Below are 25,562 nucleotides of genomic sequence, written 5' to 3' on the forward strand. Positions count from 1 at the left end.
ATTCTCCGGAAATCACGAGAATTGCGTCCTATAAAGGGGTCTGTGACCAGAACGCGACCGCGACGTGTTTCCGTGAGATCGTGGCGAACAGGAGTGTGAGCGTGAATCCGGGCATCGTCGGCTTCCAGGAGATCCGGGAGCTCGACCGGGGCGGTTCCGGCCGGGTGGTGATCGCCCGCCATCAGGACAGCGGCGCGCTCGTCGCGATCAAGCAGTTGCCCGCCGAGCTGATCACCGTCCCCCGGTTCCTGGGCGACGTCGAGAAGCGCGCCCGGCTGCTCGCCTCGGTCGAGGACCCGCACGTCGTCCGCGTCCGCGGTTTCGTACGGCATGAGCGCGGCGCGGCGCTGGTCATGGAGCTGGTCCAGGGCGTGTCCCTGCGCACGGTGCTCTCCGCGCGCGGCCCCCTCGGCCCCGAGGCGGCGGTCGTGCTGCTCGGCCAGGTGCTGCGCGGCCTGGGCGCCGCCGGCGACGCCGGGCTGCCGCACCCCTCGCTGACGCCGGGCAAGATCCTGCTCGACTCGCGCGGCACGGTCCGGCTCAGCGGGTTCTGCCTGGACGTGCCGTCCCTGGAGCGCAACCCCTACACCGCGCCCGAGCAGTGGGCCGAGCGGCCGGTCACCCTCCAGACCTCGATGTACGCCGCCGCGGCCGTCTTCTTCGAGTGCCTCACGGGCGCCCCGCCGTACGTCGGGGACGACCCGCGCGGGCGGCACGAGCGGGCCCCGATCCCGGTGGAGCGGGTGCCGGCGGAGCTGCGGCCGGCGGTCCGGCGCGGCCTGGCGAAGGAGCCCTCGGCCCGCCCCGCGGACCCCGAGGTGTACCTCGCGGAGCTGGAGGACCTGGCGGACCTGCACCTCGGGGCCGACTGGCGGCGGGTGGGCGCGGCGGAGCTGGGCATCCGCGCGACGCTCCAGGCCACCGAGTTCCCCCGGGCGCTGCTGGCCGGCCGCGAGACGATCATCGGTCCGCTCCGCAACGCGGCCCTGCGCGTGCTGGCCGTGGCGTCGGCGACCGCCGTGGCCTTCTACGGCGGGAGCGCCCTGGCGGAGCGCACGGGCGCCGAGGCCCGCCCGGTTGCCACCGCCCCGGGTGACACCACGACGGTCGTCCCCCTCTCCGCGACCGGCACCCCGGTGACCGCCCCGGCCTCGCCCAGGACGCCGAGGCCGGCCCCGGCGGGGGCCACCACCGGCGCCCCGGCCTCCCCGCCCCGCTCCTTCGCCGACCGCCCGGCGGACCCGGCCCGCGCCGCCGCCCCCACCGCCAGGCCCAAGCCCACCGGCAAGCCCACCGGCCGGCCCAAGCCCTCGCAGAACCCCAAGCCCTCGGAGACCCCCAAGCCCAGCGAGAGCCCCAAGCCCTCCGAGTCCCCGAAGCCGGACGAATCCCCCAAGCCGGACGACTCTCCGAAGCCGAGCGACCCGCCCAAGCCGGACGACTCCCCCAAGCCCGAGCCCAGCGACGCCCCCAACCCCGCCCCCACCGAGAGCTGACCGCGCCGGCCCCGCCCGCGCCGGCCCGCGGCCCGCCGACCCCTACACCACCCCCGCGCCCCCGCCCACCTGCGACGGAAGAGCCGTCGCGGGGAGGGGTCGAGGGTAGGGGGTACTGCTGGGGTAGATGGGAGATGGCTCTGCGAGGTGACGTGCTGAGCTGGGCTGATGCGTACCGTTCCGGTCCATAGAGGCCTTGTCGGACTTCAGGACGGAGCGAAAGTGCGGGAACAGACAGCGGTGATCGGGACTCGCCGGGGGAGCGACTTCGCGGAGCTCTCCCAGCGCATCAAGCGGGCCGGGCTGCTGGAACGACGACCGGGGTACCACCTCGCCCGGGCCGTGTTCGTGCTGGTGATGTTCGTCGGCGGCTGGGCGGCGTTCTTCGTCGTCGGCGACTCGTGGTGGACGCTCGCCGTGGCGGTCGTGCTGGCGTACGCGTTCGCGCAGGCGGCGTTCCTCGGGCACGACATCGGGCACCGGCAGGTCTTCAAGTCGCGGCGCACGGCCGAGAACGCCGGCCTCCTGGGCAACATCGGCATCGGCCTCGGCTACGGCTGGTGGATGGACAAGCACAACCGGCACCACGCCAACCCCAACCACGAGGAGCGCGACCCCGACGTGGCGCCCGGCGTGCTCGTCTGGACCCGCGGCCAGGCCCGCGGCCAGGGCGGGCGCGGCGTGGTCGGCTTCATCAACCGCCACCAGGCCCCGCTGTTCTTCCCGCTGTGCCTCCTGGAGGGGCTCAACCTGCACCTCGGCGCCATGCAGGCGCTGTTCAGGGGCGTCGTGCGGCGCCCGCTGCTGGAGGGCGGCCTCCTGGTCGGCCACTTCGTGACGTACGTCGGGGCGCTGGCCCTGGTGCTGCCCCCGGGCAAGGCGCTGGCGTTCGCGGCCGTGAACAAGGGCCTGTGGGGGCTCTACATGGGCTCGGTGTTCGCGCCCAACCACAAGGGCATGAAGATGGTCGGCCCCGAGGAGGAGCTGGACTTCCTGCGCCGCCAGGTGCTCACCTCGCGCAACGTCCGCGGCGGGCGCCTGACCGACCACCTCATGGGCGGCCTCAACTACCAGGTCGAGCACCACCTCTTCCCGAGCATGCCGAGCGGCAACCTGCACCGGGCCCAGCCCATCGTGCGCGCCTACTGCGAGGAGGTCGGCGTGCCGTACACCGAGACGAGCCTGACCGAGTCGTACCGCGAGATGCTGCGGCACCTCCACGACGCCGGGACGGACCTGCGGGCCGGGACGGACCTGCGAGCGGCCGCCTGACCGACCTCCTTAACCCTGCCCGACCCCTTACGGATATTGTTCTCCCGGCTGATTTCGCGTCGGCCGGGAGCCCGGCCCGAGCGAGGGGGAGACGATGGCGGACACGAACGAGTACGCGGCGACCTTCCAGTTGGTCGACACCGACGGCGACGGACGGATCTCCGCCGAGGAGATGCAGCGGCTGATGGCCGCCCTCGGCCTGGAGTTCAGCGTCGCCGCCGCCCTGGAGGCGGTGGCGAGCATCGACCGGAACGGCGACGGGCGGATCTCCCTCGACGAGTTCGCGACGTTCATGTCCAAGGCCCAGTACCGCGGCCGGCACGCTCAGGGTTAGTCACAGGGTTCAGTAAGGAGATCACGTTGCTCGTCCTCGACCGTGCGGAGTTCTTCGTCGTCGGCTACGCCGTGCGCACCTCGAACGCCGCGGAGGCCGACCCGGCCCGCGCCCTGCTCCCCGCCCTGTGGGGGCGCGCGTCCCAACCAGGCGCGTTCGCGCACGTGCCGGGCCGGATGGACGAGAACCTGTACGCCGTGCTGACGGACTACGAGAGCGACCACCGCGGGGCCTACACCCAGATCGTCGGAGTCGCGGTCACCTCGCCCGCCGCGATCCCGGAGAACCTGGTCGCGGTCCGCGTCCCGGCGGCGCGCTGCCTGCGCCTCTCGGCCCGCGGCCCCATGCCGCAGGCGCTGCTCGACACCTGGGCCGAGGTCTGGAAGCACACCGAGTCGGGCGGCTCGCCCGCCCGCTCCTTCACCACCGACGTGGAGATCCACCACGAGGAGGGCGCGGACCTCTACCTCGCCATCCGCTGACCCTCCGGTACGGCGGGGCGCGCGGCGGCGGAGGTCAGCGGGCGGCCGGGCGGCGTGCGGGGCGGTCGTAGCGGTAGAAGCCGGCCAGGCCCTTGACCGCGGTGATGGGGTCCACGCGGACTACGGTCCCGGTCTTCAGGGCGTTGATCATGCGGCCGCCGCCGATGTAGACGCCGACGTGGTGGGTACGGCGGCGCGGGGTGACCTGGCCGTAGAAGACGAGGTCGCCGGGCACCGCCTCGTCCGCCGGGACCCGCCGGAGCCGGGCGAGGTGGTCGTTGGTGTTGCCCGGCCCGAGCACGTCCCGGCCGTGGGCGAGGTGGTAGACCCAGCGCGTGAGACCCGAGCAGTCCAGCCCGCGCGTCCGCTCCGCCGGGCAGGGCCGGATGGAGCCCCGGTACCCCCGGCAGGTCCCGGTGGAGGGCCCGGGGGCCTTGGCGTGGCCGCCGCCCCAGGAGTACGGGATGTCGCGCCCGTCCCAGTCCGCGGGTTCGACCCGGCCGGTGAGGACCGCGTGCGCGAAGGCCACCACCCGGTCCTGCGTGGACTCCCGAAGCGGCGCCGACGCCACCACGACCAGCGCGACCCCCGCCAGGATCCCCGTGAGCGCCCTCATGATCCGCACCCCCTGAGGCGCGATCCTCTCACCGAATCCCACCCTATGGACCGCTCCGCCCGAAAATGCCCCCCCGCCGTCCCTCCCCCTCCCCTCGCGGGGAGGGACCTGGCGGGGCGGGGATCAGGCGGTGGCGGCGCCGTCCATGACCAGGTCGTGGCCGACGGTGTAGGCCGAGTCGGGGCCGGCCAGCCAGAGGATGCCGGCGGCGGCCTCCTCCAGGGTGCCCACGCGGCCGATCGGGGACTCGTCCTTCATGCGGGCCACGCGCTCGGCCTCGCTCTCGCCCGGGTAGAGGGACATGGCGGTGGCGTGCGGGCCGGGGCTGACGGCGTTGACGCGGACGTTCTCGGAGATGTACTCCAGGGCGGCCGCGCGGGTGAGGGCGCTGACGGCGGCCTTGGAGGCGGCGTAGGCCCCGAGGCCGGGGAGCCTGCGGTGGGCGCCGATGTTCGAGGAGACGTTGACGATGGTGCCGCCGCCGTTCCGGCGCATGTGGGCGATCTCGTACTTCATGGCCAGCATCACGCCGGTGACGTTGACCTCGAAGGTGCGGGCCCAGTCGGCCTCGTCGATCTCGTGGACCCGCCCGGCGGTGAAGATCCCGGCGTTGTTGACTGCCACGTGCAGGCCGCCGTGACGGGCGACGGTCTCGGCGACCAGCCGCTCCATGTCGGCCGCCCGGGTCACGTCGGCGGTGATCGCGTCGGCCCGGCCGCCCTCCTCCGCGATCAGCGCGACGGTCTCGTCCAGGGCCTCGCGCCGGCGGCCCGCCACGACGACGGTCGCGCCTTCCCGCGCGAGCGCCCGCGCGGTGGCCTGCCCGATGCCCGACCCCGCCCCGGTGACCAGCGCGACCTTTCCGGTGAACCGCATCTTCCCGCTCCTTCGCCTCTTATTTGACCGATCGTTCTAGATAGAGCCGCGGCGAGTCCCGCGCCTCATGACGGACCCTAGCCGTATCTAGAACGATCGGTCAAATAAGGTGGCGCGCCGCCCGGGGATCCGGCCCGGCGGGAGCCGTACGAGAAGGGGGTGAAAAGGAAGAAGGCGCGGGAACGGGTCCCGCGCCTGCGCTGGTCCGGGGGGTTACGGGAGGCGCCAGTCGATGGGGTCGGCGCCCTGCTGGGCCAGGAGCTCGTTGGTGCGGCTGAAGGGGCGGGAGCCGAAGAAGCCGGAACGGGCCGACAGGGGGCTCGGGTGGGCGGACTCGATACAGGGGACGGGCTTGAGGAGGGGGGCGAGGTTGCGGGCGTTGCGGCCCCAGAGGATGGCGACCATCGGGCGGCCGCGCGCGGCGAGGGCGCGGATGGCCTGCTCGGTGATCTCCTCCCAGCCCTTGCCCTGGTGCGAGTTGGGCTTGCCGGGCATGACCGTGAGCGCCCTGTTGAGGAGGAGGACGCCGCGCTCGGCCCACGGGGTGAGGTCGCCGTTGGAGGGCATCGGGTAGCCCAGGTCGGCGACGTACTCCTTGTAGATGTTGACCAGGCTCGGCGGCAGCGGGCGCACGTCGGGGGCGACCGAGAAGCTCAGGCCGACCGCGTGGCCGGGGGTCGGATAGGGGTCCTGGCCGACGATCAGGACCCGGACGTCGTCGAAGGGCTGCTTGAACGCGCGAAGGACGTTCTCGCCCGCGGGGAGGTAGGACCGCTGGGCGGCGAGTTCCGCCCGGAGGAAGTCGCCCATCGCGGCGATCTTGTCCGCGACCGGGTCGAGGGCCTTGGCCCAGCCTTCTTCGACGATTTCATGGAGAGGTCGTGCCGCCATGGGCGCTCACTCTACTGCCGAACGAGGGCTTCGGGGATGCGTTCGAGCACCGCGTACGGAACCAGCCCGTAGTGGTAGAAGTCCACCGCGTCCGCGCCGGCCGCCCGTGCCGCCGCGACCTTGGCCCCCAGGTGCTCCGCCGAGTCGGTGTCGGGCGCGCCCGGCCGCAGCACGACGCGCAGTTCCGTGCCCGCGCCCAGCGAACGCCGGTAGGCCGACACGTCCCCGCCCACCCGGCTCGGGTCGCGGGCGTAGGCGCGCACGCCGTACGACGGGACGATGTCGCCGAGCGCGACCACGTCCACGCCGAAGCGCCACGCCTCGTGGGCGGCGTACGGGCCGGTCGGCGCGCCGTCGGCGGACCCCTTGGCGGCCCCGGCCGGGTCGAGGTACACCAGCCTCGCGCCCTCGGCCCGCACCGCCGCGGTCACCTCCGAGACCAGCGAGGTCACGGTCTCGGTCCGGGCGCGGGCGTAGGCGACGACCTCCGGCCCCGCGTACGCCGTGAGCGCCGCCCGGGTGACGGCCCCCTCCGCCGGGGGCCCGCCGTCGAGCACCGCGCCGACGACGCGGCGGCACTCCTGGCGCGCGGCCGCGGCGTCCACGCCGAAGTCCTCGGCCTGCCGCAGGCACCACTCGCAGAAGCACAGGCCGAACAGGAAGGCGTCCATCGGCCCCAGCGGGACGGCGCACGCCTCCGCGCCGAACTCCCCGAAGTGCAGCGCCTCGGCGGCCACCGTGTCCACGCCCTGCCGCGCCACCGCCCGCGCCAGGTCCACGGCGTACTCCCGCACCGGCGGGTTCGCCGGGCACAGGTCGGCCGGCGCGCCCCGGTCCCCGAAGCAGTCCTCGGGGGTCAGGTCGGGGTGCGCCTCGCCGAGGGTCTCGTTGCGGAGGAACACCGCCCACCCGTGCAGGGCCGCGCCCCGCCGGGCCGTCTCCCGCCGCGCGTCGTCGAGGGGGCGCCCCTCCGCGCCGGGCTGGACCGGCGGCCGCAGGCGTCCCGTGAACAGCCCGTCAGGGATCGGGAAGTGCGCCCCGTCCCGCCGCGGGGTCACCCGCCGGGCCCCGTGGGGCGTCACGTCCCGCGTCCGGTGGTACGCCGCGCCTACGGTCACCCCGCGCACGCCGTACTCCCCCACCGCCCGGTCCACCACCGCCGCGGCCCCCTCGCCGCGCAGATCCTCCACGAAGACGTACAGAGAGCTGTCCACGAGAACGCCGGGGACCCTTTCGTGCGGAAAACGGTGGGCTTCACTGTACGTCCCCTTCCGCCCCCTCAGGCCCCGGCCCCACCCATCCCCGGACCCCCCGCCCCGGCCCGCCGTACGGCGTCGCGCAGTGGGGGGCGTGGCCGCTCATCCTCGCGGGCTGGATGCCGGCGACCACGATCGCGGCCGGCATCACCCGGGTCCTGTCCCGGCGATGATCGTCATAGGTTAGGCTTCCCTAACATGAGGACCCTGTCACGGACGGCGGCGCTCGATCCCCTGCTCGACCTCCTGGCCGAGGCCGAGCGGCTGCGCGGCGCGCCCCTGGGCGTGCACGCGCCGCTGGTGGCCGCCGACCCCGGGGACTGGTCCTCCCCCGCGGATCTCACGCCCGGCCTGGTGACCTCCCTGTCCGACGAGATCGCCGCGGGCTACGGCGCTCCGCGCCACGTGGGCGCCTCGTTCCTCTGGAAGTCCTACGCCTACTGGACGGCGTACCCCATCGCCCTCGGCTGGGCCCTCAACCGCCGGGTCCCCCTGTTCACCTGGGACAACGCGGTCTTCCGGGTGGGCGACCCGCGCGTCTCGGTGGCGATCCGGGCGCCGCGCGCGGCCCTGGTGGCCGGGGACGCGCACGCCGACGGGCCGGGCACGGTCGCCGTGCCCTCCGGCCGGGCGCTGGCCGGGGTGATCCGGCGCGAGATCCTGGAGGGCCACTTCACGCCGCTGATCAAGGTCATCAACGCGGCCACCCGGGCCGGTGAGCGCAACCTCTGGGGCACCGTGGCCGAGGCGTTCGCCCACCCCCTCCTGAGCCTGGCCCCCCTGATCCTCGACGGCGACGGCAGGCGCGAGGCCGAGGAGCTCCTGTCCCTCCTGGCCCTGGACCACCTGGTCGAGTTCGCCCCCGAGTTCCGCCGCCGCACCTGCTGCCTCTACGTGACGGTGCCCGACGCCAAGGTCTGCGCCACCTGCTGCGTCCGGCGCTAGCCGTACGGCCGCCGCGATCGCCTCGGCTCAGCCGCGGGCGCGCCGGGCCCAGAAGGCGTGGGCGGCCGTGGCGAGGGCGGCCCCTACGAGGTACCAGAACAGGTCGGGCGCGTTGAAGGTGCTCCCCAGGACGGGCCGCAGGACCGCCGGGATCTCCCCGAGCTGCGCGAACTCGATCACCCAGCAGACGGCCGCCGCCAGGCCCCCCACGACCGGAGGCCGCCACCGGGGCCGGCAGAACAGGATCACCCAGTGGACGAGCACCGCGTAGAGCAGGTCCCCGCCGTACTTGGCGACCCCGCCGTCGAGAAGCGCCCGAACCCCCAGCCCCGCCGCCACGGTGACCAGCGCGGCCAGCAGAACCGACACCCGAGACATCCCCCGACCCTACCGGCCCCGGTAACGCGCTCCAGGCGAAGCCGACCCGCTCATCCGGTGAGACCGCGGGTCACCCCTTGATCCGCCCCAGGAACTCGCCCCACTCCCCCCGCGTGAACTCCAGCCACGGCCCCTCCGGATCCTTCGAGTCCCGCACGGCCACCGCCGCCCCCACCCCGGCGACCTCCACACAGTTCTCACCATCCGGCTGACTACGCGAACTCCTACGCCAAACGATCATTCGAAGCGTCCCCTCGCTCACATCTCCGCCAGCGACCGCCGAATCAGTGCGATGGATTCCTCGGGATCCATCGCCTCCTTCACCAGTACCGAAAACTCCTCCCTATAGCGAGCCACATCCGTCTCGGCTTCAAGGAAGAGGTGGCCGGTGAGGTGTTCCAGGAACACCACCCCGAGCCGGCCGCCCTCCGCGAGATCGAGGAGCACGAAGGAAACGCCCCTGCCCGCGTGTGATCCCGAGTTCGAGGGCAGGATCTGGAACGACATCCAGGGCGACTCGGCGAGTTCGATGAGATAGGTCAGTTGGCCGCGCATGACCTTCCGTCCGCCCACCGGCCGCCGTAACACCGCCTCACCGACCACCACCATCAGGCGGGGCGGATCACTCCGAGTGAGGATGGCGCGCCTTTCGGCGCGGGCCGCGAGACGGCGCTCGATCTCCGCGTCGCGCAGGTCCGGCCGGCAAGCCCGGAGAAGCGCCGTCTGGTAGTCCGCCGTCTGCAACAGGCCCGGCACGAGATCGCTCTCGTATGTGGAGATGGTCACGGCGTCCGCTTCCGCCGTGGCGTACGCGCTCCTGAAGACCTCAGGGTAGGCGTGCCACCATCCCTTTCTCCGGGCGGCTCGCGCCAGCTCGACGAGCTTCTCCCGGGTTGCGTGATCGCGCACGCCGTAGACGTCGAGGAGGAGGCGGACGTCGCTGGGGCTCACGCCGTTCCGGCCGGACTCGATACGCGAGATCTTGGACGAGGACCAGTCGAGTTCGGCGGCGACGTCGTCGAGGGTCAGCCGTGCGGTCGTGCGGAGGCGCAGGAGTTCCAGGCGTAGCTGGCGTGCGCGAAAGGTCTCCGCACGCGCTGCGACCATGCCATCACCTCCAGTTGCGCCAGAGAGCAGTGTCCCGAGGCATCGGACGGCGGGCAAGCCGTTCGGCATTTCTGGCCCAATTTCTCAGGCAAGGTTGCCATCCACAGACTTGCCTGCGACTCTTTCCGTGTCGAATCACTCACTCCATGTGATCACGAGCAGGTGAGAGCCCCGGTATCACGCCTTGGGCCGCTCGCCGGTCCCCGGCAGGCGCGTCGCCGGGATGGATTCGTGCTCCGCGCTCCTTGTATCCCGGAAGCTTCTGGAGGCTCGTATGCCCATCGACGTCATCCGCCGGAACGCCGACGCCGCACTCCTCCCCTCCCCGAGGTACGGCGGGCCGCCGTACGGCCGGGGGGCGCGCGCGGAGGGGGAGTCCTGGAGGCGCGCTTTCGCGGGGGATCCGCGTGAGGCGGGGGCGGCGCGCGGGTTCGTGCGGTTCCTGCTGGAGGGGTTCCCCAGGCGCGATGACGTCGTGCAGGTCGTGGCGGAGTTCGTGGCCAACGCGCTCCAGCACACCGCGAGCGGGGCGCCCGGCGGCGCGTACGTCGTGGAGGTGTGCCGCTGGGGCGACGCGGTCACCGTGGCCGTGTCCGACGAGGGCGGGGAGAGCGAGCCCTCGCCCCTGCCGTACGCCCGCTCGGCCGACGAACTGCGCGAGGGCGGGCGCGGCCTGCTCACGGTCGCCGCCACCGCCTCCGAGTGGGGCTGGTACGGCAACGCCCGCGGCCGCACCTTCACCGCCCTCTTCCACGGCTGAGGCGGGCCGGGCGCGGACCCGGCCGGGTCAGGCCAGGCCGGCGTCGTGGGCCAGGAGGGCTATCTGCGTGCGGTTGTCCAGGTCCAGCTTGGTGAGGATGCTGGAGACGTGGGCCTTCACGGTGGTGACGCCCATGGCGAGTTCGGCGCCGATCTCGGCGTTCGACCGGCCGTGCGCGATCGCGAGGGCCACCTCCCGCTCGCGCGGGGTGAGAGCGGCCAGCGCGGCGCGGGCGTGCTCGTAGGCGCCGGCGCGGGTGAGGGCGTCGTCCATCAGCCGCCTCGTGACCTGCGGGGACAGGATGGGGTCTCCCTCGGCGACCCGCGTCACGGCCTCCACGATCCGCTGCGGCGGGGTGTCCTTGAGCAGGAAGCCGCCGGCCCCCGCGCGCAGTGCGAGCAGGATGTTCTCGTCGGTGTCGAAGGTGGTCAGCACGATCACCTCCAGCGGGCGGGCGCGGGCGCGCAGCCGCCGGGTGGCGGTGATGCCGTCCACGCCGGGCATCCGCAGGTCCATCAGGACGACGTCGGGGGCGTGGGCGTCGACGGCCGCGATCGCCTCCCCGCCGTCGCCAGCCTCGCCGACGACGGTGATGCCGGCGACGCCGTCCAGCATCATGGACAGCCCCGCGCGGACCAGGGCGTCGTCGTCGACCAGGAGCACGCGGATCACGCGGGCCATGGTAACCGGGCCCGCAGCCGGAACTCCCCGCCGGCGCGCTCGTGGTCCAGCCGCCCGCCGGCCAGCCGGACCCGTTCGGTGAGCCCGACCAGCCCGAGGCCGCCGCCGGGCGGCTCGTCCCCCGGGAACCCCACGGCCGGGGACGTCTCCGGCAGCGGGTTGCGGATGCCGATCTCCAGGTCCCCGCCGGGAGCGCCGCGCAGCAGCACCTCCACCGGGCGGCCGGGGGCGTGCTTGCGCGCGTTGGTCAGCCCCTCCTGGACCACCCGGTAGCCGGTCCTCCCGACGGCGGGAGGCGGCTCCTCGCCGGTCTCGTCGCGGAGCCGCACCTCCTGCCCCGCGTCACGCGCCTCGGCGACCAGGCGCGGCAGGTCGGCCAGGACGGGCGGGGCGGGCGGGGACCCCGGCCCGTCCGTGAGGTCGCCGTCCTCGCGGAGCAGGCCGATGACCTGGCGCAGTTCCTCCAGCGCCTGGCGCACCCCGGCGCGGACCACCCCGGCGGCCCGGGCGAGCTGTTCGGGCGAGGAGTCCGGGCGGTACTCCAGCGCCCCGGCGTGGGTGGCCACCAGCGACAGGCGGTGCGCCAGCACGTCGTGCATCTCCCTGGCGAGCCTGCGGCGCTCGGCCATCCGCGCCTCGGCGACCCGCCTGCCCTGTTCGGCCTCGGCGCGGCGGGCGCGCTCGCGCAGCGAGTCGAGCAGCGCGCGGCGGGACCGGGCGAGCGCGCCCCAGCCGAGCAGCGCGCCGTAGGCGGCGCAGATCAGCAGCAGCCACCAGCCGAGGGAGATGCCGGAGTTCGGCCGCCACAACCCCTGGACCAGGTGGGCGCCGACGCCCGCCGCCGCCACCGCCGCGGCGACGGGCGGCCTCCTGCGCTGGGCGGTCTGCAACGCGCCCAGCGACGCGGCGGGGGTGGCCGCCGGGGAGAGCGCGGCCAGGACCGTGGCGGTCAGCGCCCCGGAGACCGGCCACCACAACTGGGCGACCGCCGAGGCCAGCCCCGCCGCCGCGGCCACGGCGTCCAGGCCCGTCATCCGGCCGCCGGCCGGTCCCCACAGCGCCAGGCCGGTCAGCGCGCCCACGCCCAGGACCACGGCCGCCACGGCCGCGGGTCCCGGGGATCGCCTCTGTCTCACCAGCTCAGGCTAGTCATGCGGGCGGCGGGGCCGGCACCTACCGAAGTAGGACCCGGGGCCCGCCGGGGAAGGACGGGCCGCGACCGCCCGGCCGATGCGGGCGGCGGCCGCGCCGGGACAGGGTGCCGGTGTGAGAACCCCCAGCAGAAAGGCGCGGCGATGACGATTCCCTACGGATACCTGGCCACCCTGGTCCCCATCGCGGCCGCCACCGTGTTCGCGCTGGCCGCGCCGCGCGGGCCCCGGCCGCTGGCCGCGCTCGCCTTCCGCCTCGGGGTGGCCCTGAACGAGCTGCCCTTCCTGGCGGCGGCCTACCTCCTGACCGCCACGTCCCTCGCGCTCGCCGAGGGTGACCTCTCCTCGCCCGTCCTCGCCGGGGCGGCGGCCGCGACCACGGCGGGCCTGGGCCTCGTCGCCTGGCGCGGCGTCCGGGCGCTGCCCGCCGTACGGCGTGCCATGGGGCCGGTGCCGGTCTCCGGGCGCATGCCGTACGCGCGCATCGCGCTCGGCCCCTTCCTGCGGCGGCACCGCGCCGTCGAGCGGATCGCCGACCTGCCGTACGGCCCTGGCGGGCGGCGCAACCTGCTGGACGTCCACCGGCACCGGTCCCGTCCCTCCGGCGCGCCCGTCCTGATCCACCTGCACGGGGGCGGCTACACGGCCGGTCGGAAGAACAGCCAGTCGCTGCCGCTCCTGCGGCACCTGGCCGGCCGGGGCTGGGTGTGCGTCAGCGCGAACTACCGCCTGCGCCCGGACGCGGGCCTTGAGGACCACCTGATCGACGCCAAGCGGGTGATCGCCTGGGTGCGGGAGCACGGTCCGGCCCACGGCGCCGACCCCGGCCGGATCTTCCTGGCCGGCAGCTCGGCCGGGGCGCACATGGCGGCCCTGGCCGCGCTGACTCCGGACGACCCCGCCCTCCAGCCCGGCTTCGAGGAGGCGGACACGTCCGTGTCGGCGGTGATCGGCCTGGGCGGCTACTACGGCCCCTACTACGGCCGGGGCCAGGAGACCTCGCCCGTCGCGCGGGTCCACCCGGACGCGCCGCCGTTCTTCCTCGCCCACGGGGACCGCGACACCGTGGTCCCGGCGGAGTCCGCGCGGTTGTTCGCCGGACGGCTGCGCGCCGTCTCGGCCCGGCCGGTGGTCTACGCCGAGCTCCCCGGCGGGCAGCACGCCTTCGACCTGTTCGACTCGGCGCGCTTCCACGCCGTGATCAACGGGATCGAGGCGTTCGCCGCGCGGGTCGTGCCGTCCCCGGGCACGGTGCTCAGATCTCCTCGTCCCTGAGGCGGTGGAGCAGGGCGAGGGTCTCGTCGGGCATGGTGGCGGTGGTGCTGAGGCGCGTGAAGGCCTTGTGCCCGGACTCGACGTCGGAGGGGTTGGTGAGGAGGACGTCGGACTCGAAGGAGTGCATGCAGAAGACCTCGGGGGCGTACGGCCGGGCGAAGCGCATCAGGGTGAAGGGCCCGCTCCTCGGGAGGTAGGCCGGGGCCTCCATCGGGGCGATCTGCAGGGTGATCCTGGGGTTCTTGGCGTGCAGGATGAGGGCGTCGAGCTGGCGCTGCCAGGGGCCGGGGCCGGTGAGGCGGCGGCGCAGGGCGCTCTGGTCCACGATCGCCCAGATCACCGGGCTGTCCTGGCGGATCAGGAGGTCCTGGCGGGCCAGGGTCAGGCGGAGGCCGGCCTCCACCGACTCCGTGTCGAGGGGCTGGGACGTGGCCGCCGACACGACCGCCCTGGCGTACTCCTCGGTCTGGAGCAGCGGCGGGATGAACTGCGTCTGGTAGGTCCGGATCACCGCCGCCTGCTGCTCCAGGCGGCACGTCGTGGCGAGCCACAACGGGATCACGGGGTCGTCGCACCAGAGCGGCTCGCGTTCGCCCCGGGCCAGGGACAGGACGCATTCGCGCTGGTGGGGCTCGCGGACGCCGTACAACGTGAGCAGCCGGCCCACGAGGGTGGGGGTCGGCTCGGCGTCGCCGTTCTCGAGGGCCGACAGTACGGCGGGCCGCCGGCCGAGCGCGTGGTCCACCTGGGCCGGGGTGAGGGTGGCGGCCTCGCGGAGGGCGCGGAGGCGGCCGGCCAGGACGGCCCGGCGGTGGCGGATCGGGGAGGAGACCGGATCGGGATTTCCGTTGTGCTCTCCGGCGGACCGCTCGCGGTGTAGCTTGACCCACAGACGGCGGGCGTACGCCGCGTCGGCTGCGGGCGTGTTCAGGAAGTAGTCGGGGATCTCGCCGAACCAGGAGGCGATGGCCTCGGCTCGTTCGATTGTCGTGGTCTGCTGGCCGCCGTGGCGGAGCTTGTGCAACAGGCCGATCGCGACCGAGACGCCGGTCTCGGCGGCGATGCCCTCGGACACCTCGCGGTAATGGTGTTCGCGGCGTCGCCCGGTCGCCCTGTCGGTCGTCAACGTCGTGGTGAACAGCAGATCCAGCTTGTCGGCGAAGGTCGGGCGCAAGTGATTCTCCGAACGGTCGGGCCCCCGCTGCCTGCGGGCCGACGTGATCAGGCTAGTGAGGCTGGGGCGGATCTTCAACGGCGGGGCGCGCGCCGCTCCGACCTGTGCCCATGACCGCGCTTCACCAGCCTCTTGACACGATCGGCGCATGTCCACCACCATGTCGATCATTTCAAAATAGTGAACAGGCCCGCGTACGGCTCTTCCGCGCGCGCAGACCATGCGATCGTGGTGAACGTCGCCCGCTCACCAGCCGTTTTCCCGGACAAACACGGACGAGGCCGCGACGGCCGAGGCGCGCGAGAGGAGAACAGATGGTTTCGGTGATATGCGGAGGATGCGGGGAGGCGCACACACTCCGCGAACCCCGTGATCTGGCGCACTGGACCTGGGACGCCCCTCAGCCGGAGTTCGCCCACTCCCCCCTCGACTGGTGGCGTCCGCGCACGATCTACTACTGCCCGGCCTGCTCCAAAAGCCGCGAGAAGAAGCCCTCGCCGCCGGGCTCGCTGATGGTGGCCTGAGCTTCGCCGACGGCGGCCCGAGCCGGAGGGGCGCGTCCGCCGGTCACCCGGCCGGCAGATGCCTCGTGTCCACCCGGTGCCCGGCGTGCTCCAGCGCCGCCACCGCCTCCTTCGCCCGGTGCTCGGGCACCAGCACCAGGTCGGCGTGGTAGGTCGAGGCCACGAAGGCGGGCATCTCCTCCAGCGGCTCCAGCATCGCGAGCAGCACGCCGGCCGCCCCCGGGCCCGTGCCCGGCTGGGTCGCGTAGAACCCCACCCAGCGCTCCCCCGCGCCGGTGGGCCACGTCTCCCGCACCACGGTCAGCCCCTCGGGCGCGCGCACCAGCGCGACCCACTCGTCGTCCTCGGGGAACGTCGCGTGCGGCAGATGCTCCACCGCGAACACCGAGGGAACCACACTGAGCCGCAACGACCCCGCACTCCGCATACCCCGCACCCTAACCGCCCCCACCGACAGTCCCGCCGCACTCCCCGCCCCCACCGGGTCCCGGCACGGCCGGCGCGACGCCGTACGGCGGGGCACGGGGCAGTACGCAGGGGCGCGGGCAGTACGGCGGGCGCGGCGCCGTACGGCCGTCAGCGGGGGTAGACGGCCGGTGCGTAGGCGGGCAGGCCGAACACGCGGCGGGCCTGGGCGTGGAGGAGGTCGCTGTTCGTGCCCCCGTGATCCAGGCGGAGGGCGCGGTGCACGGCGGGCGGGGTGAAGGCCCGGGTGATCCAGGCGTGGTAGTCCGGGCCGTCGGGCGGGAACTGGGCGTCCCGCACCTGGAACCGGCCGCTGGGGGTCTCGTGGAGGGAGAAGAGGTAGAGGCGGGCGAAGCCGGAGCCGACCATGAGGGCCTCGCCGGAGCGGGCCAGTTCCTCGCAGAAGGCGTAGACGGCGAGGAGCCGGGCGGCGGCCACGCGGCGGGTCTCGATGAACTCCACCCGGCAGAAGGTCCGGGGCTGGAGGTAGGAATGCCTCGTCGCGAGGAGGCCGTCCGCCGTCTGGGCGGGGTCGCCCTCCAGGTAGCGTTCCGCCGCCCTGACCAGGGCGCGGCGGGTCCTGTCGTCCACGCGCTCGGCCACGGGCACGGGCGCGACGGCCGAGGGCGGCGGCTGGGCGCAGGACGTCAGCGCGCCGGCGGTGACCAGCGCGACCAGGAGCTTTCCGGCCCGGAGCACGTACCCACCATTCCAGTTCCGGCGGTCCGGGAAACGCGACCCGCCGACTCGCTATGTCACGGTGGGCGACAGATTGCTTACCTATGGCGAAATCAGGCGGGCTCCGGGGCCTGGGCGGCGATCTCGCCGCGGTAGTGCATGGCGCGTTCGAGGAGGCCGACGGCGACCACCCCGACGAGCCGGTCCCCGCGGAAGTAGCCGACGACCACCTCACCGTCCAGATCGCCCTCAAGCACCCGGGGCTCCCCCAGGTCGGGCGCGCCGAAGGACTGGATGCGCAGGCCGTACTGGTCGCTCCAGAAGGACGGCATCGGCGCGAACGGCGTGGCGGGGGCGGGCTCGCCGCGCAGGTGGGCCGCCAGGACCGGACCGGCGCGCTTGGCGGTGTCGGTGGGGATGTTCCAGTGCTCGACGCGGCGCGGCACGTCGTCGAAGAGGGGGTTCGGGAAGCGGGCGACGTCGCCCACCGCGACCACCTCGGGGCGGGACTCCACGCGCATGTGGTTGTCGCAGAGCACGCCGTCGGACAGGTCCAGGCCGTTGCCCTCCAGCCACTCGACGTTGACCAGCGAGCCGAGCGCCTCGACCAGGACGTCGCAGGGCAGCGCGGTGCCGTCGTCGAGCACGACCCCGGCCACCCGCAGGCCCCCGTGGACCTCGGTGATCGTGTGGCCGAGCCGGAAGCGCACGCCCTCGCGCTCGTGGCGGCGGCGCATGGCCTCCCCCAGCTCCGCGCCGAGCGGGCGGATCATGGGGGTGGGGTCCGCGGCGACGACCTCGACGTCGCAGCCCAGCTTGACGGCGGTCGCGGCGACCTCGCAGCCGATGAACCCGGCCCCGACGATCACCACGCGGGCCCCGGGCGTGAGCGCGGCCCGCAGCCGGAGCGCGTCGTCGAGGGTGCGCACGACGTGCCGCCCGTCGCGCGGGCCGGGCAGGCCGAGGGAGCGGGGGCGCAGACCGGAGGCGACGACGAGCCCGTCGTAGGACAGCTCGGAGCCGTCGGCGAGCACGACACGGCGCTCGCGCAGGTCGGCGCGCAGGACGGCGGAGCCGAGCCGCCAGGTCACGTCGGCGACGGTCTTGCGGCGGCGCAGCTCGACGGTCTCGAACGGGACCTCGCCGGACAGCGCCTCCTTCGACAGCGGCGGCCGGTTGTACGGCATGTGGGGCTCGTCGCCGATCACGACGATCTCCCCGTCGTACTTGGCGGCGCGCAACTGCTCGGAGCTGCGGAGCCCGCCCAGGGACGCTCCGACGACGACGACGCGATGACCCAAGGTGCCACTCCACGATCTCGTTTGACCTGTCGAGACTACTTCCTCATACCCGGTGGGCCGGGTGTCGCCTTCGTCACCCCCGTCCCTTCGCCCCGACGCTGCCGGGCGGCCCGCCCCGCGCGCCCGGCGGCCCGCTCCGCCGTACGGCCGGCATACGGCCCGGCGTCCGGCCCGGCGGCGCGGCGGCCGTACGGGATGTCAGGGGGTGGCGCGGAGCTGTGCGCGGCGGCGGGGGCCGTCCTCCTCCAGGTGGCCGATGATCGCGCGGAGGGTGGCCGCGAGGCCGTCCGCGCCGGGGCCGTCGAGGGGCTTGAGGACGTAGGTCTCCTCGGTGTTGAAGCGGGGGAACATGTCCTGCATGAGACGGCTCCCGGCGGGGGTCAGGCCGAGCAGCACCAGCCGCCCGTCCGTGCTGTGCGGGGTGCGGGCGACCAGGCCGCGGGCCTCCAGCGTCTTCATGACGCCGGTCAGGGTGCCCTTGGAGATGCCGGCCTCGGCGGCGACGTGCCGGGTCTCCATGTCGCCCCAGATCCAGATCACCCAGAGCACGACGAACCCGGTCCAGGTGAGGTCGGCGTCCTTGAGGACGGCCTGTTCGAGGTGGTTGCGGATGGCGTTGACGGCGCGGTGCAGGTTGGAGACGGCGGCCATCGCGCGGAAGTCGAGCGGGAGGTCGCCGAGCCGCTCGTGGACGGCGCGCTCGGTCTCCGTGAGGGTGTGGTGGCCGGTCATGGACGCTCCGCCTCGGTGAGGTGATCATCCGGTCCGAAACGACCGGGGAAGCTCAAGAGTAGATGGATCTCGACCCGTTTCAACTCCCATCTCAAGAGCAACATGGCCGTCATCGGACAGTCCGTCTTGACCCTCTTCACAAGCTAGTTGTACTTTGCGTCTAATAGCGGTCCGGGCGATGCCCGGGCGAACAGCGGCTCAGGCTGGGGGACGTCGTGAAAGCCGACCTCGAACGCGCCGATCTGGACCGGCACAGGCGGGTGCAGCGGCTGGCGTACCGCTGCGCCGAGGAGGTGGCGGCCGGGCTCGAACCGGGGGTCACCGAGCGCGAGACCACCCGCCGCATGCGCCGCTGGCTCCTGGCCAACGGCGTGGACGACTGGTTCCACGTGCCGTTCGCGTGGTTCGGCGACCGGACCGCCTTCCGCGGGTTCCGCCTGCCGCACCAGTTCCTCCCCACCGCGCGGCCGCTGGCGGAGGGCATGCCGTACGTCCTGGACGTGGCCCCGATCGTGGACGGGTACGTCGCCGACATCGGGTACTCCGGGTGCCTCGGGCCGAACCCGGTCTGGGAGCGGCTGTACGCCGACCTCGCCGAATACCGGGGGTTCATCCTGGACCTCGTACGGCGGCGCCGGCGGTTCGCGGAGATCTACGACGAGGTGGACGCGCTCGCGACGCGGCAGGGATACGACAACCGGCACCAGGTCTACCCCGGGAGGGTGATCGGCCATCAGGTGGGGCGGCTGACCAGCCGGCTGCCGCGGGTCGTGGTCGCGCGGTCGTTCGGGCTGCGCACCCTGGAGACGATCGGCCGGGAGCTGGTCAAGGAGCGGTTCGAGGGCCGATCGCCGCTGTGGAACAACGCCCGGTCGTCCGATCACCCGCCGACTCCGGGCCTGTGGGCGGTCGAGCCGCACATCGGGTTCCGCACCCGCACGCCCGGCGCGGTCGGCGCCAAGTTCGAGGAGCTGCTCGTGGTCACCGAGGACGACGCCCACTGGCTCGACGACGACCTGCCGCACGTGCGCCGGTGGGCGGCCGGCGAGGTGACGTCGCGTGCCTGACAGCCGGGTGGTGGTGATCACCGGGGCCGGCGGCGGGATCGGCCGCGCCACCGCGTTCGCGTTCGCCGAGGCCGGGGGCGTGGTCATCGCCGCCGACATCGACGAGGCCGCGGCCCGCCGCACCGCCGAGCTGGCGTCCCTGCTCGGCCGGCCGGCCCGCGCCTACCGGGTGGACGTCTCCGACGCGGCCGCGATGGAGGAGTTCGCGGACGCCGTACGGCGTGAGCACGGCGCCCCGGGGGTCGTGGTCAACAACGCCGGGATCGGGGTCTCGGGCTCGTTCCTCGACACCGGGCCGGAGGACTGGCGGCGCGTCATCGGCGTGAACGTGTTCGGCGTGATCCACGGCTGCCGCCTGTTCGCCGCGCAGATGGTCGGCGCGGGGCGGCGCGGGCACATCGTCAACGTGGCCTCCGCCGCCGCGTACCTGCCGTCGGCGGCCATGCCCGCCTACGCCACGACCAAGGCCGCCGTCCTCATGCTGACCGAATGCCTGCGCGCCGAGCTGGCGGGCCAGGGCATCGGCGTGACCGCCGTCTGCCCGGGCGTGGTGAACACCGACATCACCCGGACCACGCGCTTCGCCGGGGTGGACGCGGCCCGCGAGGCCGAGGCGCGGCGCAGGCTCCAGAAGGCGTACCGCCGCCGCGGCTACCCGCCGGAGAAGGTCGCCGACCAGATCGTGCGGGCCGTGCGCCGCGACCCCGCGATCCTGCCCGTGACCCCCGAGGCCCGGGTGGGCCTCGTCCTGTCCCGCCTCTCCCCCGGCCTGCTGCGCCTGGGCGCCCGCCTCGACCCGGGCGCGTACCTCACCCGCGGGAAACCCTCCCGATGAGGCTCCCGCCGTACGGCCCCGTGCGCCCGGCCGTGCGGCGGGACCGCCCGCGCGGACGGTCGCGGGCGGCCACGATCAGTCGCGGGCGGACGCGGTGGTCGCGGGTGGTCGCGGTGGTCGCGGGGGTGCGGTCCGCCGCCCGGTCAGGGGAGGTCGGGGAGGCGCAGGGAGCGGCCGAGCGGGGGGAGGGGCTCGGTGGAGTCGGCGTCGGCCAGCCGGAGCTGGACGCACCCGTCGGCCACGTAGGTGGTGACGGGCCTGCGCAGGATGCGGGCGGCACGGCGGCCGGCCTCACTGAGCAGGGCGTGCTGGCGTTCGCTCATGTAGCGTCGGCGGACCGCGCCGAGGTGCTGAAGTTCCTCGGCGAAGAGTAGGGCGAGCGCGTCTAAATAGGGCTCACTCATCCGCCCCTGCCAGCGGTCGGTGCCTCCAACGCGCCACTCTACGCCCGCCGCCTGCCGCGATCCGCCCCCATGACGGTTACAGCAGGTCGCGCGCGGGACAGAGGAACGCAGCCCTCGCGCCAACCGGCCGCGCGCTTCGCCCGCCCGGATCGGGGTACCCGCCCCTCCCCGCCGCGCCCTCCCGCCCCCGGCGTACGGCGGGCGAGGTCAGCGCGGGGGGACGGCGCAGTCCGGGTGCGAGCGGGCGGGGCGGGTCACGAGCAGCGCCCTGGCATGGTCGCGGGCCAGGTTCCACGAGCCCCACGAGCCGGGTTCGCGCAGGTGGCGGCTGTGCGCGATGCGCGAGAGCACGCAGCCCCGGTACGGCTCCGGGAGCCGGTCGGCCGCGGGCACCGCGTCGGCCGACAGACCGGCGAGGTACAGGTGGTCGGCGCGCGCGGGGCCCCGGGCGGCGGTCTGGGTCTCGGCGATGCGCAGGTCGGGGTTCCACCCGACGAAGGCGACGATCGCCACCCCCGTCATGAGGGCGGCCGAGCGCGGCAGCCAGCGGGCGGAGCGGCCGGCCAGCCGCGCCGCGCCCGCGACCAGGACCAGCAGGAACGTCGCGCCGATCCACCACACCGCCGCCGCGACGGACGCCCGCAGCCGGGTCAGCCCGTAGACGTCGGTGTAGAGGCCGAGGCGGTGCAGCGCGGACGCCAGGATCACCAGGGTCAGCCCGCACAGCAGGCCGAGCAGCCCGGCCAGCAGCCACCCGTCGGTCCCGCGTCTGCCGGGCACCAGCCAGGAGGCCAGCGCCACGATGCCCAGCACGAACACGCTGACCGCGACGAGCTGGAAGAACCCCTGCCGGGCGTACTCGGCGTAGGTCAGCCCCGCCGTCTCCACCACGCGCCGGCTCCCGCCGAACAGCACGGTGATCTGCACCGTGACGAACGCCGCGAACAGCGCGTTCAGCGCCGCCAGCGGGACCAGCCAGAGGGTGCGGCCGAGCGCGGGCCGCACGTGGGCCCCCTCGGGCTCGGTGGCCGGGCGGAGCGCCGTGAGCACGCCGGACGCGGCGAGCACCATCACGGCGACGGCCGCGAAGAGCCGGCCGGGCAGCGAGTCGGCCCAGTCGGGCGCGGTGAAGATCCGGCGCGCGATGTCGGCGAACACCGCGTCCGCCGACGCGAACAGCAGCCCGAAGAAGGCCAGCAGCACGAGCGTCACCCCGGCGCTGAGGACCCCCGGGAGGAGCCTGCGACGCCCGGCCAGGCGCTTGACCGGCTGCGCCAGGAACCACGGCACCGGGAACGCCGACACCACGAGCGACAGCCCGCCGAGCAGCAGCCCGAGCCAGGTCCGGCCCGCCCCGGACACCGCGAGCGCGGCCATCCCGAACGCCCCGGCCACGGCGACCAGCGACACCCACTCGGAGTCGCGGTAGAGCAGCGTCGCGACCAGCGTGTACGCCACGAGGCCGTACGCCACCGACCACGGGTTCAGCCGCGTCCTCACCGCCACCGGCAGCACGACCAGCCCGGCCGCCACCGCCGCCAGCACCATCCCGAGGCCGGCCGAGTGCCCCGGCACCGCGACCGCGGCCAGCGCGCCGACCGCCGCCAGCGCGCCCAGCAGCCAGCCGGGCGCCTCCGGCAGCTCGGGCCGGGGCAGCAGGGGCGGCGGCACGTAGGCGGGCGGCTGGCCCGCGACCCCCCGCGCTCCCGGATATCCGGCGTCGGGCCGCCGGGGATCCCCCGGCCGCGCCCCCGCCGCCCGGCCCGCCCCGGACGCCGCGAGGGGTCCGGCGGCGCCCGGCCGGGTCGCCGCCGGACGTCCCCCGGTCCCCACCGGAACCCGTTCGCCCTGGTCACGCCGCGAGGCGTCGCCGCCCGTGCCCGGCGTCCCCGACGCGCCCCGCACGCCCGCCCCCGCCGGCCCGGCCGGTCCGCCCGATGTGTCCTGCGCGGCCGATGTGTCCTGCGCGCCCGGTGCGGGCGGTGCGCCGCGTCCCGCTCCGGACGCCGCCGGGCGCTCGCCCCCTGAGGCGTCGCCGCCCCGCCCGGTCGCACCGTCCCGCGAGGCCGAGCCGTCCCGCGGGGCCGAGTCGCCCCGGTCGGGCGATTCGCCCCGATGAGCCGATTCGCCCCGATCGCCGTGACCCATGCCGGCCGCCTCTCCCGTCCGCTCCTCCGCCGCTTCCCGTGCCCGGCCTCCCCCGGGCTCGCCGATCGTCGCCGCCGCCCGCGCGCCGCCGGGTCCCGCCGCCTCGGCCCGCACGGCGGGGCGCGAGCCCGCGGGGCCCGGGACCGGAAGCGGGCCGGGCGGGGTGTGGTGGCCCTGGTGGGCGAGGTGACCCTGCGGGTGCGGGTACGGCGCGTGGGAGTACGGCGGGCGCGCCCCGGCCGGGGCGCGCCCGATGGTGGAGCCGAGCAGCGCGCCGCCGCCCAGGCAGGCCACGAAGACCAGCAGCGCCGCGGAGGTCCCGAAGAACAGCCCGAAGACCAGCGCCCCGATCATCCCCGCGGCGAACCCGAACACCAGCCCCAGCACCACGGCCAGCACCGAGCTCCCGTGCCGCGGCTCCCGCCACGGGTCCCCGTGGAGCACCGGCGTCCACTCCCCCGGCCCCCCGCCGCCCCGGCGCGCCGCCTCCGGCCGGGCCGGACCGGCCCCCTCGTCCCGGTCCCGCTCGGCCGCGCCCCCGTCCGGCGCCGCGGACGCGGCCGACGCCTCGGCCCCGGCCGTGCCCCCGGACGCGTCCCCGGCCGTGTCCCCGGACGCGTCCCCGGCCTTGTCCCCGCCGGCCGCGGAGTCCGCCGCCGCCCCGGGCGCCCGCCGTACGGCGTCCGCGCGGACCTCGCTCCGCCGTACCGGATCCCCGGCCGGCTCGCGGGCCTCCCCCGGCCCGGCCGGATCCGCGCCCCCCGCCCGGCCGCCCGGCTCATCGGGGACCGGCACGGACCTGGCCTCCTCGGCAGGCACGGCCCGGCTCGGCCGAGCCCCGGCGGGCGCGCGGCCCGCCGGTTCCGCGGGGACGCCGGCCCGCTCGAAGCCCGGCACGCCCGGGACCTCGCCGGACGGGCGGCCCGCGAGGGCGGGCGGCGGGGACGAGGACGGCGGCGCGGGGACGACGAGGGAGATCGGGAGGTCCACGGTCATCCGGCAGCCGCCGGGGTCGCCGTCGGCGGCGTGGATGGCGCCGCCGTGCAGTTCCACGATCTCGCGGGCGATGGCCAGGCCGAGCCCCGCGCCCCCGGCGTTGGCGGCGCGGCCGGCGTCCAGGCGGGAGAAGCGCTCGAAGACGCGGGCGCGCTCGCCCTCGGGGATGCCGGGGCCCTCGTCGGTGACGGTGATGCGGACGACGTTCTCGCGTTCGCGGGCGATGAGGGTGACCTGCCCGCCGGGCGGGCTGTGCCGTACGGCGTTGTCCAGGAGGTTGGCCAGGACCTGCGCCAGCAGCGCGGGGTCGGCGCGGATCGTGAGCGACCTGGGCGAGACGGCGCTGTAGATGGCCACGGCGTCGCCGGTCATCTCCGCCTCGCGCACGGCCTGGGCGCAGAGGGGTTCGAGCTCGACGGCCTCGGGCTCCAGCAGGGTCGCGCCGGAGTCCAGGCGGGACAGGTCGAGGAGCTGGGTGACGAGCTTGCCCAGGCGCTCGGTCTGGGCCAGGGCGGTGCGCAGCGTGCCGGGGTCGGGCTTGGACACGCCGTCCACGACGTTCTCCAGCACGGCCTGGAGCGCGGTGATCGGGGTGCGCAGCTCGTGGCTGACGTTGGCCACCAGCTCGCGGCGCTGCCGGTCCACCTCGCCCAGGTCGGCGGCCATCGAGTTGAAGGCGCGGGCCAGCTCGCCCACCTCGTCCCGCGACGTGGCCCGCACGCGCAGGCCGTACCGGCCGCGGGCGATGGTCTGGGCGGCGGCGGCCATCTCGCGCAGCGGCTTGGTCATGCCCCGGGCCAGCACCTGCACCATGACCAGGCTGAGCAGGGCGGCGATCGCGACCCGGAAGGGGCCGTCGAAGCCGAGGGCGTATCCGAGCTCGTTGACCACGAAGGCGGTGGCCACCGAGAGCAGGATGACCAGGCCCAGCTTGACCTTGATCCGGCCGAGGAAGTCCAGGGGGCGCATCAGGAGGGCCCCTTCGACAGGGCGTAACCGACGCCGTGGACGGTGCGCACGACCTCGGGGCCGAGCTTGCGGCGCAGCGCGCGGACGTGACTGTCCACGGTGCGGGTGGCGGCGGCCTCGGTGAAGCCCCAGATGTCGGACAGGAGGCGTTCGCGCTCGTAGACCTGGCCGGGGCGCTCGGCCAGGCGGCGTAGCAGGTCGTACTCGGTGCGGGTCAGGTGGACCTCCTCGCCGTGGAACAGCACGCGCCGCTCGGCCGTGTCGATCTCCACCGGCCCGACCCGGATCGTGCTGTCCTCCTGGGCGAGCTGCGAGGCCCGCTGCACCCGCCGCAGCAGCGCGTGCGTGCGCGCGACCAGCTCGCGCATGCTGAACGGCTTGGTCATGTAGTCGTCGGCGCCCACCCCCAGCCCGACGAGCAGGTCGGTCTCCTCGGCGAGCGCGGTCAGCATGAGCACCGGCACCGGGCGGGCCGCCTGGAGCCTGCGGCACACCTCCACCCCGTCGATGCCGGGCAGCAGCCGGTCCAGGATCACCGCGTCGGGCTCGAAGGCGTCGAACGCGGCGAGCGCCGTCTCGCCGTCCGCGGCGACCCGCACCTCGAACCCTTCGGCGGCCAGCCGCGTGTGGACGGCGGCGGCGATGGTGGCGTCGTCCTCGACGACGAGTACGCGCTTTCGGGGGACTTGACCTGCCATGGCACGCAGCCTAGGGGCCGCGGGTGCAGAGGTCCCGGGGGAGATGTTCAG

At 74.8% G+C, this 25,562-nt stretch carries 27 protein-coding genes; 10 read left to right on the forward strand and 17 right to left on the reverse strand.

Translation table 11 applies throughout. The features are described from left to right. Positions 1-101 precede the first annotated feature (101 nt). The 4 genes from D5H75_RS22475 (at position 102) to D5H75_RS22490 (ending at position 3,584) form a co-directional block, all read left to right on the forward strand. Positions 102-1,496, forward strand: a complete 1,395-nt coding sequence (locus tag D5H75_RS22475; protein WP_206781965.1) for a serine/threonine protein kinase — start codon at positions 102-104, stop codon at positions 1,494-1,496. A 222-nt stretch (positions 1,497-1,718) separates the two neighbouring features. Next, positions 1,719-2,768: a fatty acid desaturase family protein gene (locus tag D5H75_RS22480; RefSeq protein ID WP_242454438.1), complete on the forward strand. Its 1,050-nt coding sequence runs from the start codon at positions 1,719-1,721 to the stop codon at positions 2,766-2,768. A gap of 94 nt (positions 2,769-2,862) precedes the next feature. Further along, positions 2,863-3,102, forward strand: coding sequence for an EF-hand domain-containing protein (locus D5H75_RS22485; RefSeq protein WP_119928495.1), 240 nt, complete (start codon positions 2,863-2,865; stop codon positions 3,100-3,102). Positions 3,103-3,128: 26 nt separating this feature from the next. Beyond that, entirely contained in the window at positions 3,129-3,584 is a 456-nt protein-coding gene (locus D5H75_RS22490; protein ID WP_119928496.1) for a GyrI-like domain-containing protein, read from the forward strand. 34 nt (positions 3,585-3,618) lie between these two features. On the opposite strand, the gene D5H75_RS22495 is transcribed toward D5H75_RS22490, so the two are convergent. From D5H75_RS22495 to D5H75_RS22510, 4 genes are all read right to left on the reverse strand, one after another. Then, entirely contained in the window at positions 3,619-4,200 is a 582-nt protein-coding gene (locus D5H75_RS22495; protein WP_119928687.1) for a C40 family peptidase, read from the reverse strand. Positions 4,201-4,323: 123 nt separating this feature from the next. Continuing rightward, positions 4,324-5,076, reverse strand: coding sequence for an SDR family NAD(P)-dependent oxidoreductase (locus tag D5H75_RS22500; RefSeq protein ID WP_119928497.1), 753 nt, complete (start codon positions 5,074-5,076; stop codon positions 4,324-4,326). Positions 5,077-5,289: 213 nt separating this feature from the next. Beyond that, positions 5,290-5,967, reverse strand: a complete 678-nt coding sequence (locus D5H75_RS22505) for a uracil-DNA glycosylase (protein WP_119928498.1) — start codon at positions 5,965-5,967, stop codon at positions 5,290-5,292. 11 nt (positions 5,968-5,978) lie between these two features. After that, positions 5,979-7,181 (reverse strand): hypothetical protein, encoded by a 1,203-nt coding sequence (locus tag D5H75_RS22510; RefSeq protein WP_119928499.1) that lies wholly within the window; start codon positions 7,179-7,181, stop codon positions 5,979-5,981. A gap of 240 nt (positions 7,182-7,421) precedes the next feature. Here D5H75_RS22510 and D5H75_RS22515 point away from each other — a divergent pair, with 240 nt between their 5' ends. Then, positions 7,422-8,168: a (2Fe-2S)-binding protein gene (locus tag D5H75_RS22515; protein ID WP_119928500.1), complete on the forward strand. Its 747-nt coding sequence runs from the start codon at positions 7,422-7,424 to the stop codon at positions 8,166-8,168. A gap of 27 nt (positions 8,169-8,195) precedes the next feature. On the opposite strand, the gene D5H75_RS22520 is transcribed toward D5H75_RS22515, so the two are convergent. From D5H75_RS22520 to D5H75_RS22530, 3 genes are all read right to left on the reverse strand, one after another. Then, complete coding sequence (locus tag D5H75_RS22520; protein WP_119928501.1) at positions 8,196-8,546, reverse strand: ribosomal maturation YjgA family protein; 351 nt, start codon at positions 8,544-8,546, stop codon at positions 8,196-8,198. 70 nt (positions 8,547-8,616) lie between these two features. Continuing rightward, positions 8,617-8,787, reverse strand: a complete 171-nt coding sequence (locus D5H75_RS22525; RefSeq protein ID WP_119928688.1) for a DUF397 domain-containing protein — start codon at positions 8,785-8,787, stop codon at positions 8,617-8,619. Positions 8,788-8,804: 17 nt separating this feature from the next. Next, positions 8,805-9,653 (reverse strand): helix-turn-helix domain-containing protein, encoded by an 849-nt coding sequence (locus tag D5H75_RS22530; RefSeq protein ID WP_202638399.1) that lies wholly within the window; start codon positions 9,651-9,653, stop codon positions 8,805-8,807. Positions 9,654-9,927: 274 nt separating this feature from the next. Here D5H75_RS22530 and D5H75_RS22535 point away from each other — a divergent pair, with 274 nt between their 5' ends. Next, positions 9,928-10,413 (forward strand): ATP-binding protein, encoded by a 486-nt coding sequence (locus D5H75_RS22535; RefSeq protein WP_119928503.1) that lies wholly within the window; start codon positions 9,928-9,930, stop codon positions 10,411-10,413. A 27-nt stretch (positions 10,414-10,440) separates the two neighbouring features. On the opposite strand, the gene D5H75_RS22540 is transcribed toward D5H75_RS22535, so the two are convergent. Beyond that, positions 10,441-11,094 (reverse strand): response regulator, encoded by a 654-nt coding sequence (locus D5H75_RS22540; protein ID WP_119928504.1) that lies wholly within the window; start codon positions 11,092-11,094, stop codon positions 10,441-10,443. Beyond that, the gene (locus D5H75_RS44225) at positions 11,082-12,230 is read right to left on the reverse strand and encodes a sensor histidine kinase (protein WP_277949964.1); all 1,149 of its coding nucleotides are present in this window, start codon (positions 12,228-12,230) and stop codon (positions 11,082-11,084) included. Before D5H75_RS44225 ends, D5H75_RS22540 begins: the two co-directional genes overlap by 13 nt. Positions 12,231-12,389: 159 nt before the next feature. On the opposite strand from D5H75_RS44225, the gene D5H75_RS22550 reads away from it, so the two are divergent. Further along, positions 12,390-13,520, forward strand: coding sequence for an alpha/beta hydrolase (locus D5H75_RS22550; RefSeq protein WP_119928505.1), 1,131 nt, complete (start codon positions 12,390-12,392; stop codon positions 13,518-13,520). Here D5H75_RS22550 and D5H75_RS22555 read toward each other — a convergent pair. Next, positions 13,501-14,694 (reverse strand): helix-turn-helix domain-containing protein, encoded by a 1,194-nt coding sequence (locus D5H75_RS22555; protein WP_202638400.1) that lies wholly within the window; start codon positions 14,692-14,694, stop codon positions 13,501-13,503. The genes D5H75_RS22550 and D5H75_RS22555 overlap by 20 nt on opposite strands. A gap of 314 nt (positions 14,695-15,008) precedes the next feature. Between D5H75_RS22555 and D5H75_RS40920 the strand changes: the two genes are divergently transcribed. Beyond that, a complete protein-coding gene (locus D5H75_RS40920) occupies positions 15,009-15,218 on the forward strand; it encodes a hypothetical protein (RefSeq protein WP_147425247.1) in 210 nt (69 codons plus the stop codon). Positions 15,219-15,261: 43 nt separating this feature from the next. Here the strand turns inward: D5H75_RS40920 and D5H75_RS22560 are convergent, their stop codons facing one another. From D5H75_RS22560 to D5H75_RS22575, 4 genes are all read right to left on the reverse strand, one after another. Next, positions 15,262-15,645 (reverse strand): ACT domain-containing protein, encoded by a 384-nt coding sequence (locus tag D5H75_RS22560; protein WP_119928507.1) that lies wholly within the window; start codon positions 15,643-15,645, stop codon positions 15,262-15,264. 149 nt (positions 15,646-15,794) lie between these two features. Continuing rightward, positions 15,795-16,382 (reverse strand): hypothetical protein, encoded by a 588-nt coding sequence (locus D5H75_RS22565; RefSeq protein ID WP_119928508.1) that lies wholly within the window; start codon positions 16,380-16,382, stop codon positions 15,795-15,797. Positions 16,383-16,474: 92 nt separating this feature from the next. Next, the gene (locus tag D5H75_RS22570) at positions 16,475-17,662 is read right to left on the reverse strand and encodes an NAD(P)/FAD-dependent oxidoreductase (RefSeq protein ID WP_119928509.1); all 1,188 of its coding nucleotides are present in this window, start codon (positions 17,660-17,662) and stop codon (positions 16,475-16,477) included. 198 nt (positions 17,663-17,860) lie between these two features. Beyond that, positions 17,861-18,394: a MarR family winged helix-turn-helix transcriptional regulator gene (locus D5H75_RS22575; RefSeq protein ID WP_119928510.1), complete on the reverse strand. Its 534-nt coding sequence runs from the start codon at positions 18,392-18,394 to the stop codon at positions 17,861-17,863. Positions 18,395-18,609: 215 nt separating this feature from the next. Between D5H75_RS22575 and D5H75_RS22580 the strand changes: the two genes are divergently transcribed. Both D5H75_RS22580 and D5H75_RS22585 read left to right on the forward strand, forming a co-directional pair. Further along, a complete protein-coding gene (locus D5H75_RS22580) occupies positions 18,610-19,461 on the forward strand; it encodes a M24 family metallopeptidase (RefSeq protein ID WP_119928511.1) in 852 nt (283 codons plus the stop codon). Then, positions 19,454-20,296, forward strand: a complete 843-nt coding sequence (locus D5H75_RS22585) for an SDR family NAD(P)-dependent oxidoreductase (protein WP_119928512.1) — start codon at positions 19,454-19,456, stop codon at positions 20,294-20,296. The genes D5H75_RS22580 and D5H75_RS22585 overlap by 8 nt, the downstream gene beginning before the upstream one ends. Positions 20,297-20,439: 143 nt before the next feature. Here D5H75_RS22585 and D5H75_RS40925 read toward each other — a convergent pair whose 3' ends face one another. The 3 genes from D5H75_RS40925 to D5H75_RS22595 all read right to left on the reverse strand — a co-directional run bounded on the left by D5H75_RS40925 (position 20,440) and on the right by D5H75_RS22595 (position 25,511). Continuing rightward, the gene (locus D5H75_RS40925; RefSeq protein WP_147425248.1) at positions 20,440-20,700 is read right to left on the reverse strand and encodes a hypothetical protein; all 261 of its coding nucleotides are present in this window, start codon (positions 20,698-20,700) and stop codon (positions 20,440-20,442) included. Positions 20,701-20,907: 207 nt separating this feature from the next. After that, positions 20,908-24,813 (reverse strand): DUF4153 domain-containing protein, encoded by a 3,906-nt coding sequence (locus D5H75_RS22590; RefSeq protein ID WP_119928513.1) that lies wholly within the window; start codon positions 24,811-24,813, stop codon positions 20,908-20,910. Next, positions 24,813-25,511, reverse strand: a complete 699-nt coding sequence (locus D5H75_RS22595; RefSeq protein WP_119928514.1) for a response regulator transcription factor — start codon at positions 25,509-25,511, stop codon at positions 24,813-24,815. The genes D5H75_RS22590 and D5H75_RS22595 overlap by 1 nt, the downstream gene beginning before the upstream one ends. Between the last annotated feature and the right edge of the window lie 51 nt (positions 25,512-25,562).

The sequence above is a fragment of the Bailinhaonella thermotolerans genome, from assembly GCF_003594875.1.
Taxonomy (GTDB): domain Bacteria; phylum Actinomycetota; class Actinomycetes; order Streptosporangiales; family Streptosporangiaceae; genus Bailinhaonella; species Bailinhaonella thermotolerans.

Bases quoted from the DNA above. Each gene is read 5' to 3' on its own strand.
- D5H75_RS22550 (WP_119928505.1), top strand. From the start codon at position 12,390: ATGACGATTCCCTACGGATACCTGGCCACCCTGGTCCCCATCGCGGCC.
- D5H75_RS22485 (WP_119928495.1), top strand. From the start codon at position 2,863: ATGGCGGACACGAACGAGTACGCGGCGACCTTCCAGTTGGTCGACACC.
- D5H75_RS22525 (WP_119928688.1), bottom strand. From the start codon at position 8,787: ATGATCGTTTGGCGTAGGAGTTCGCGTAGTCAGCCGGATGGTGAGAAC.
- D5H75_RS22595 (WP_119928514.1), bottom strand. From the start codon at position 25,511: ATGGCAGGTCAAGTCCCCCGAAAGCGCGTACTCGTCGTCGAGGACGAC.
- D5H75_RS40920 (WP_147425247.1), top strand. From the start codon at position 15,009: ATGGTTTCGGTGATATGCGGAGGATGCGGGGAGGCGCACACACTCCGC.
- D5H75_RS22535 (WP_119928503.1), top strand. From the start codon at position 9,928: ATGCCCATCGACGTCATCCGCCGGAACGCCGACGCCGCACTCCTCCCC.
- D5H75_RS22500 (WP_119928497.1), bottom strand. From the start codon at position 5,076: ATGCGGTTCACCGGAAAGGTCGCGCTGGTCACCGGGGCGGGGTCGGGC.
- D5H75_RS22540 (WP_119928504.1), bottom strand. From the start codon at position 11,094: ATGGCCCGCGTGATCCGCGTGCTCCTGGTCGACGACGACGCCCTGGTC.
- D5H75_RS22505 (WP_119928498.1), bottom strand. From the start codon at position 5,967: ATGGCGGCACGACCTCTCCATGAAATCGTCGAAGAAGGCTGGGCCAAG.
- D5H75_RS40925 (WP_147425248.1), bottom strand. From the start codon at position 20,700: ATGAGTGAGCCCTATTTAGACGCGCTCGCCCTACTCTTCGCCGAGGAA.
- D5H75_RS22530 (WP_202638399.1), bottom strand. From the start codon at position 9,653: ATGGTCGCAGCGCGTGCGGAGACCTTTCGCGCACGCCAGCTACGCCTG.
- D5H75_RS22495 (WP_119928687.1), bottom strand. From the start codon at position 4,200: ATGAGGGCGCTCACGGGGATCCTGGCGGGGGTCGCGCTGGTCGTGGTG.
- D5H75_RS22560 (WP_119928507.1), bottom strand. From the start codon at position 15,645: ATGCGGAGTGCGGGGTCGTTGCGGCTCAGTGTGGTTCCCTCGGTGTTC.
- D5H75_RS22520 (WP_119928501.1), bottom strand. From the start codon at position 8,546: ATGTCTCGGGTGTCGGTTCTGCTGGCCGCGCTGGTCACCGTGGCGGCG.
- D5H75_RS22575 (WP_119928510.1), bottom strand. From the start codon at position 18,394: ATGACCGGCCACCACACCCTCACGGAGACCGAGCGCGCCGTCCACGAG.
- D5H75_RS22590 (WP_119928513.1), bottom strand. From the start codon at position 24,813: ATGCGCCCCCTGGACTTCCTCGGCCGGATCAAGGTCAAGCTGGGCCTG.
- D5H75_RS22515 (WP_119928500.1), top strand. From the start codon at position 7,422: ATGAGGACCCTGTCACGGACGGCGGCGCTCGATCCCCTGCTCGACCTC.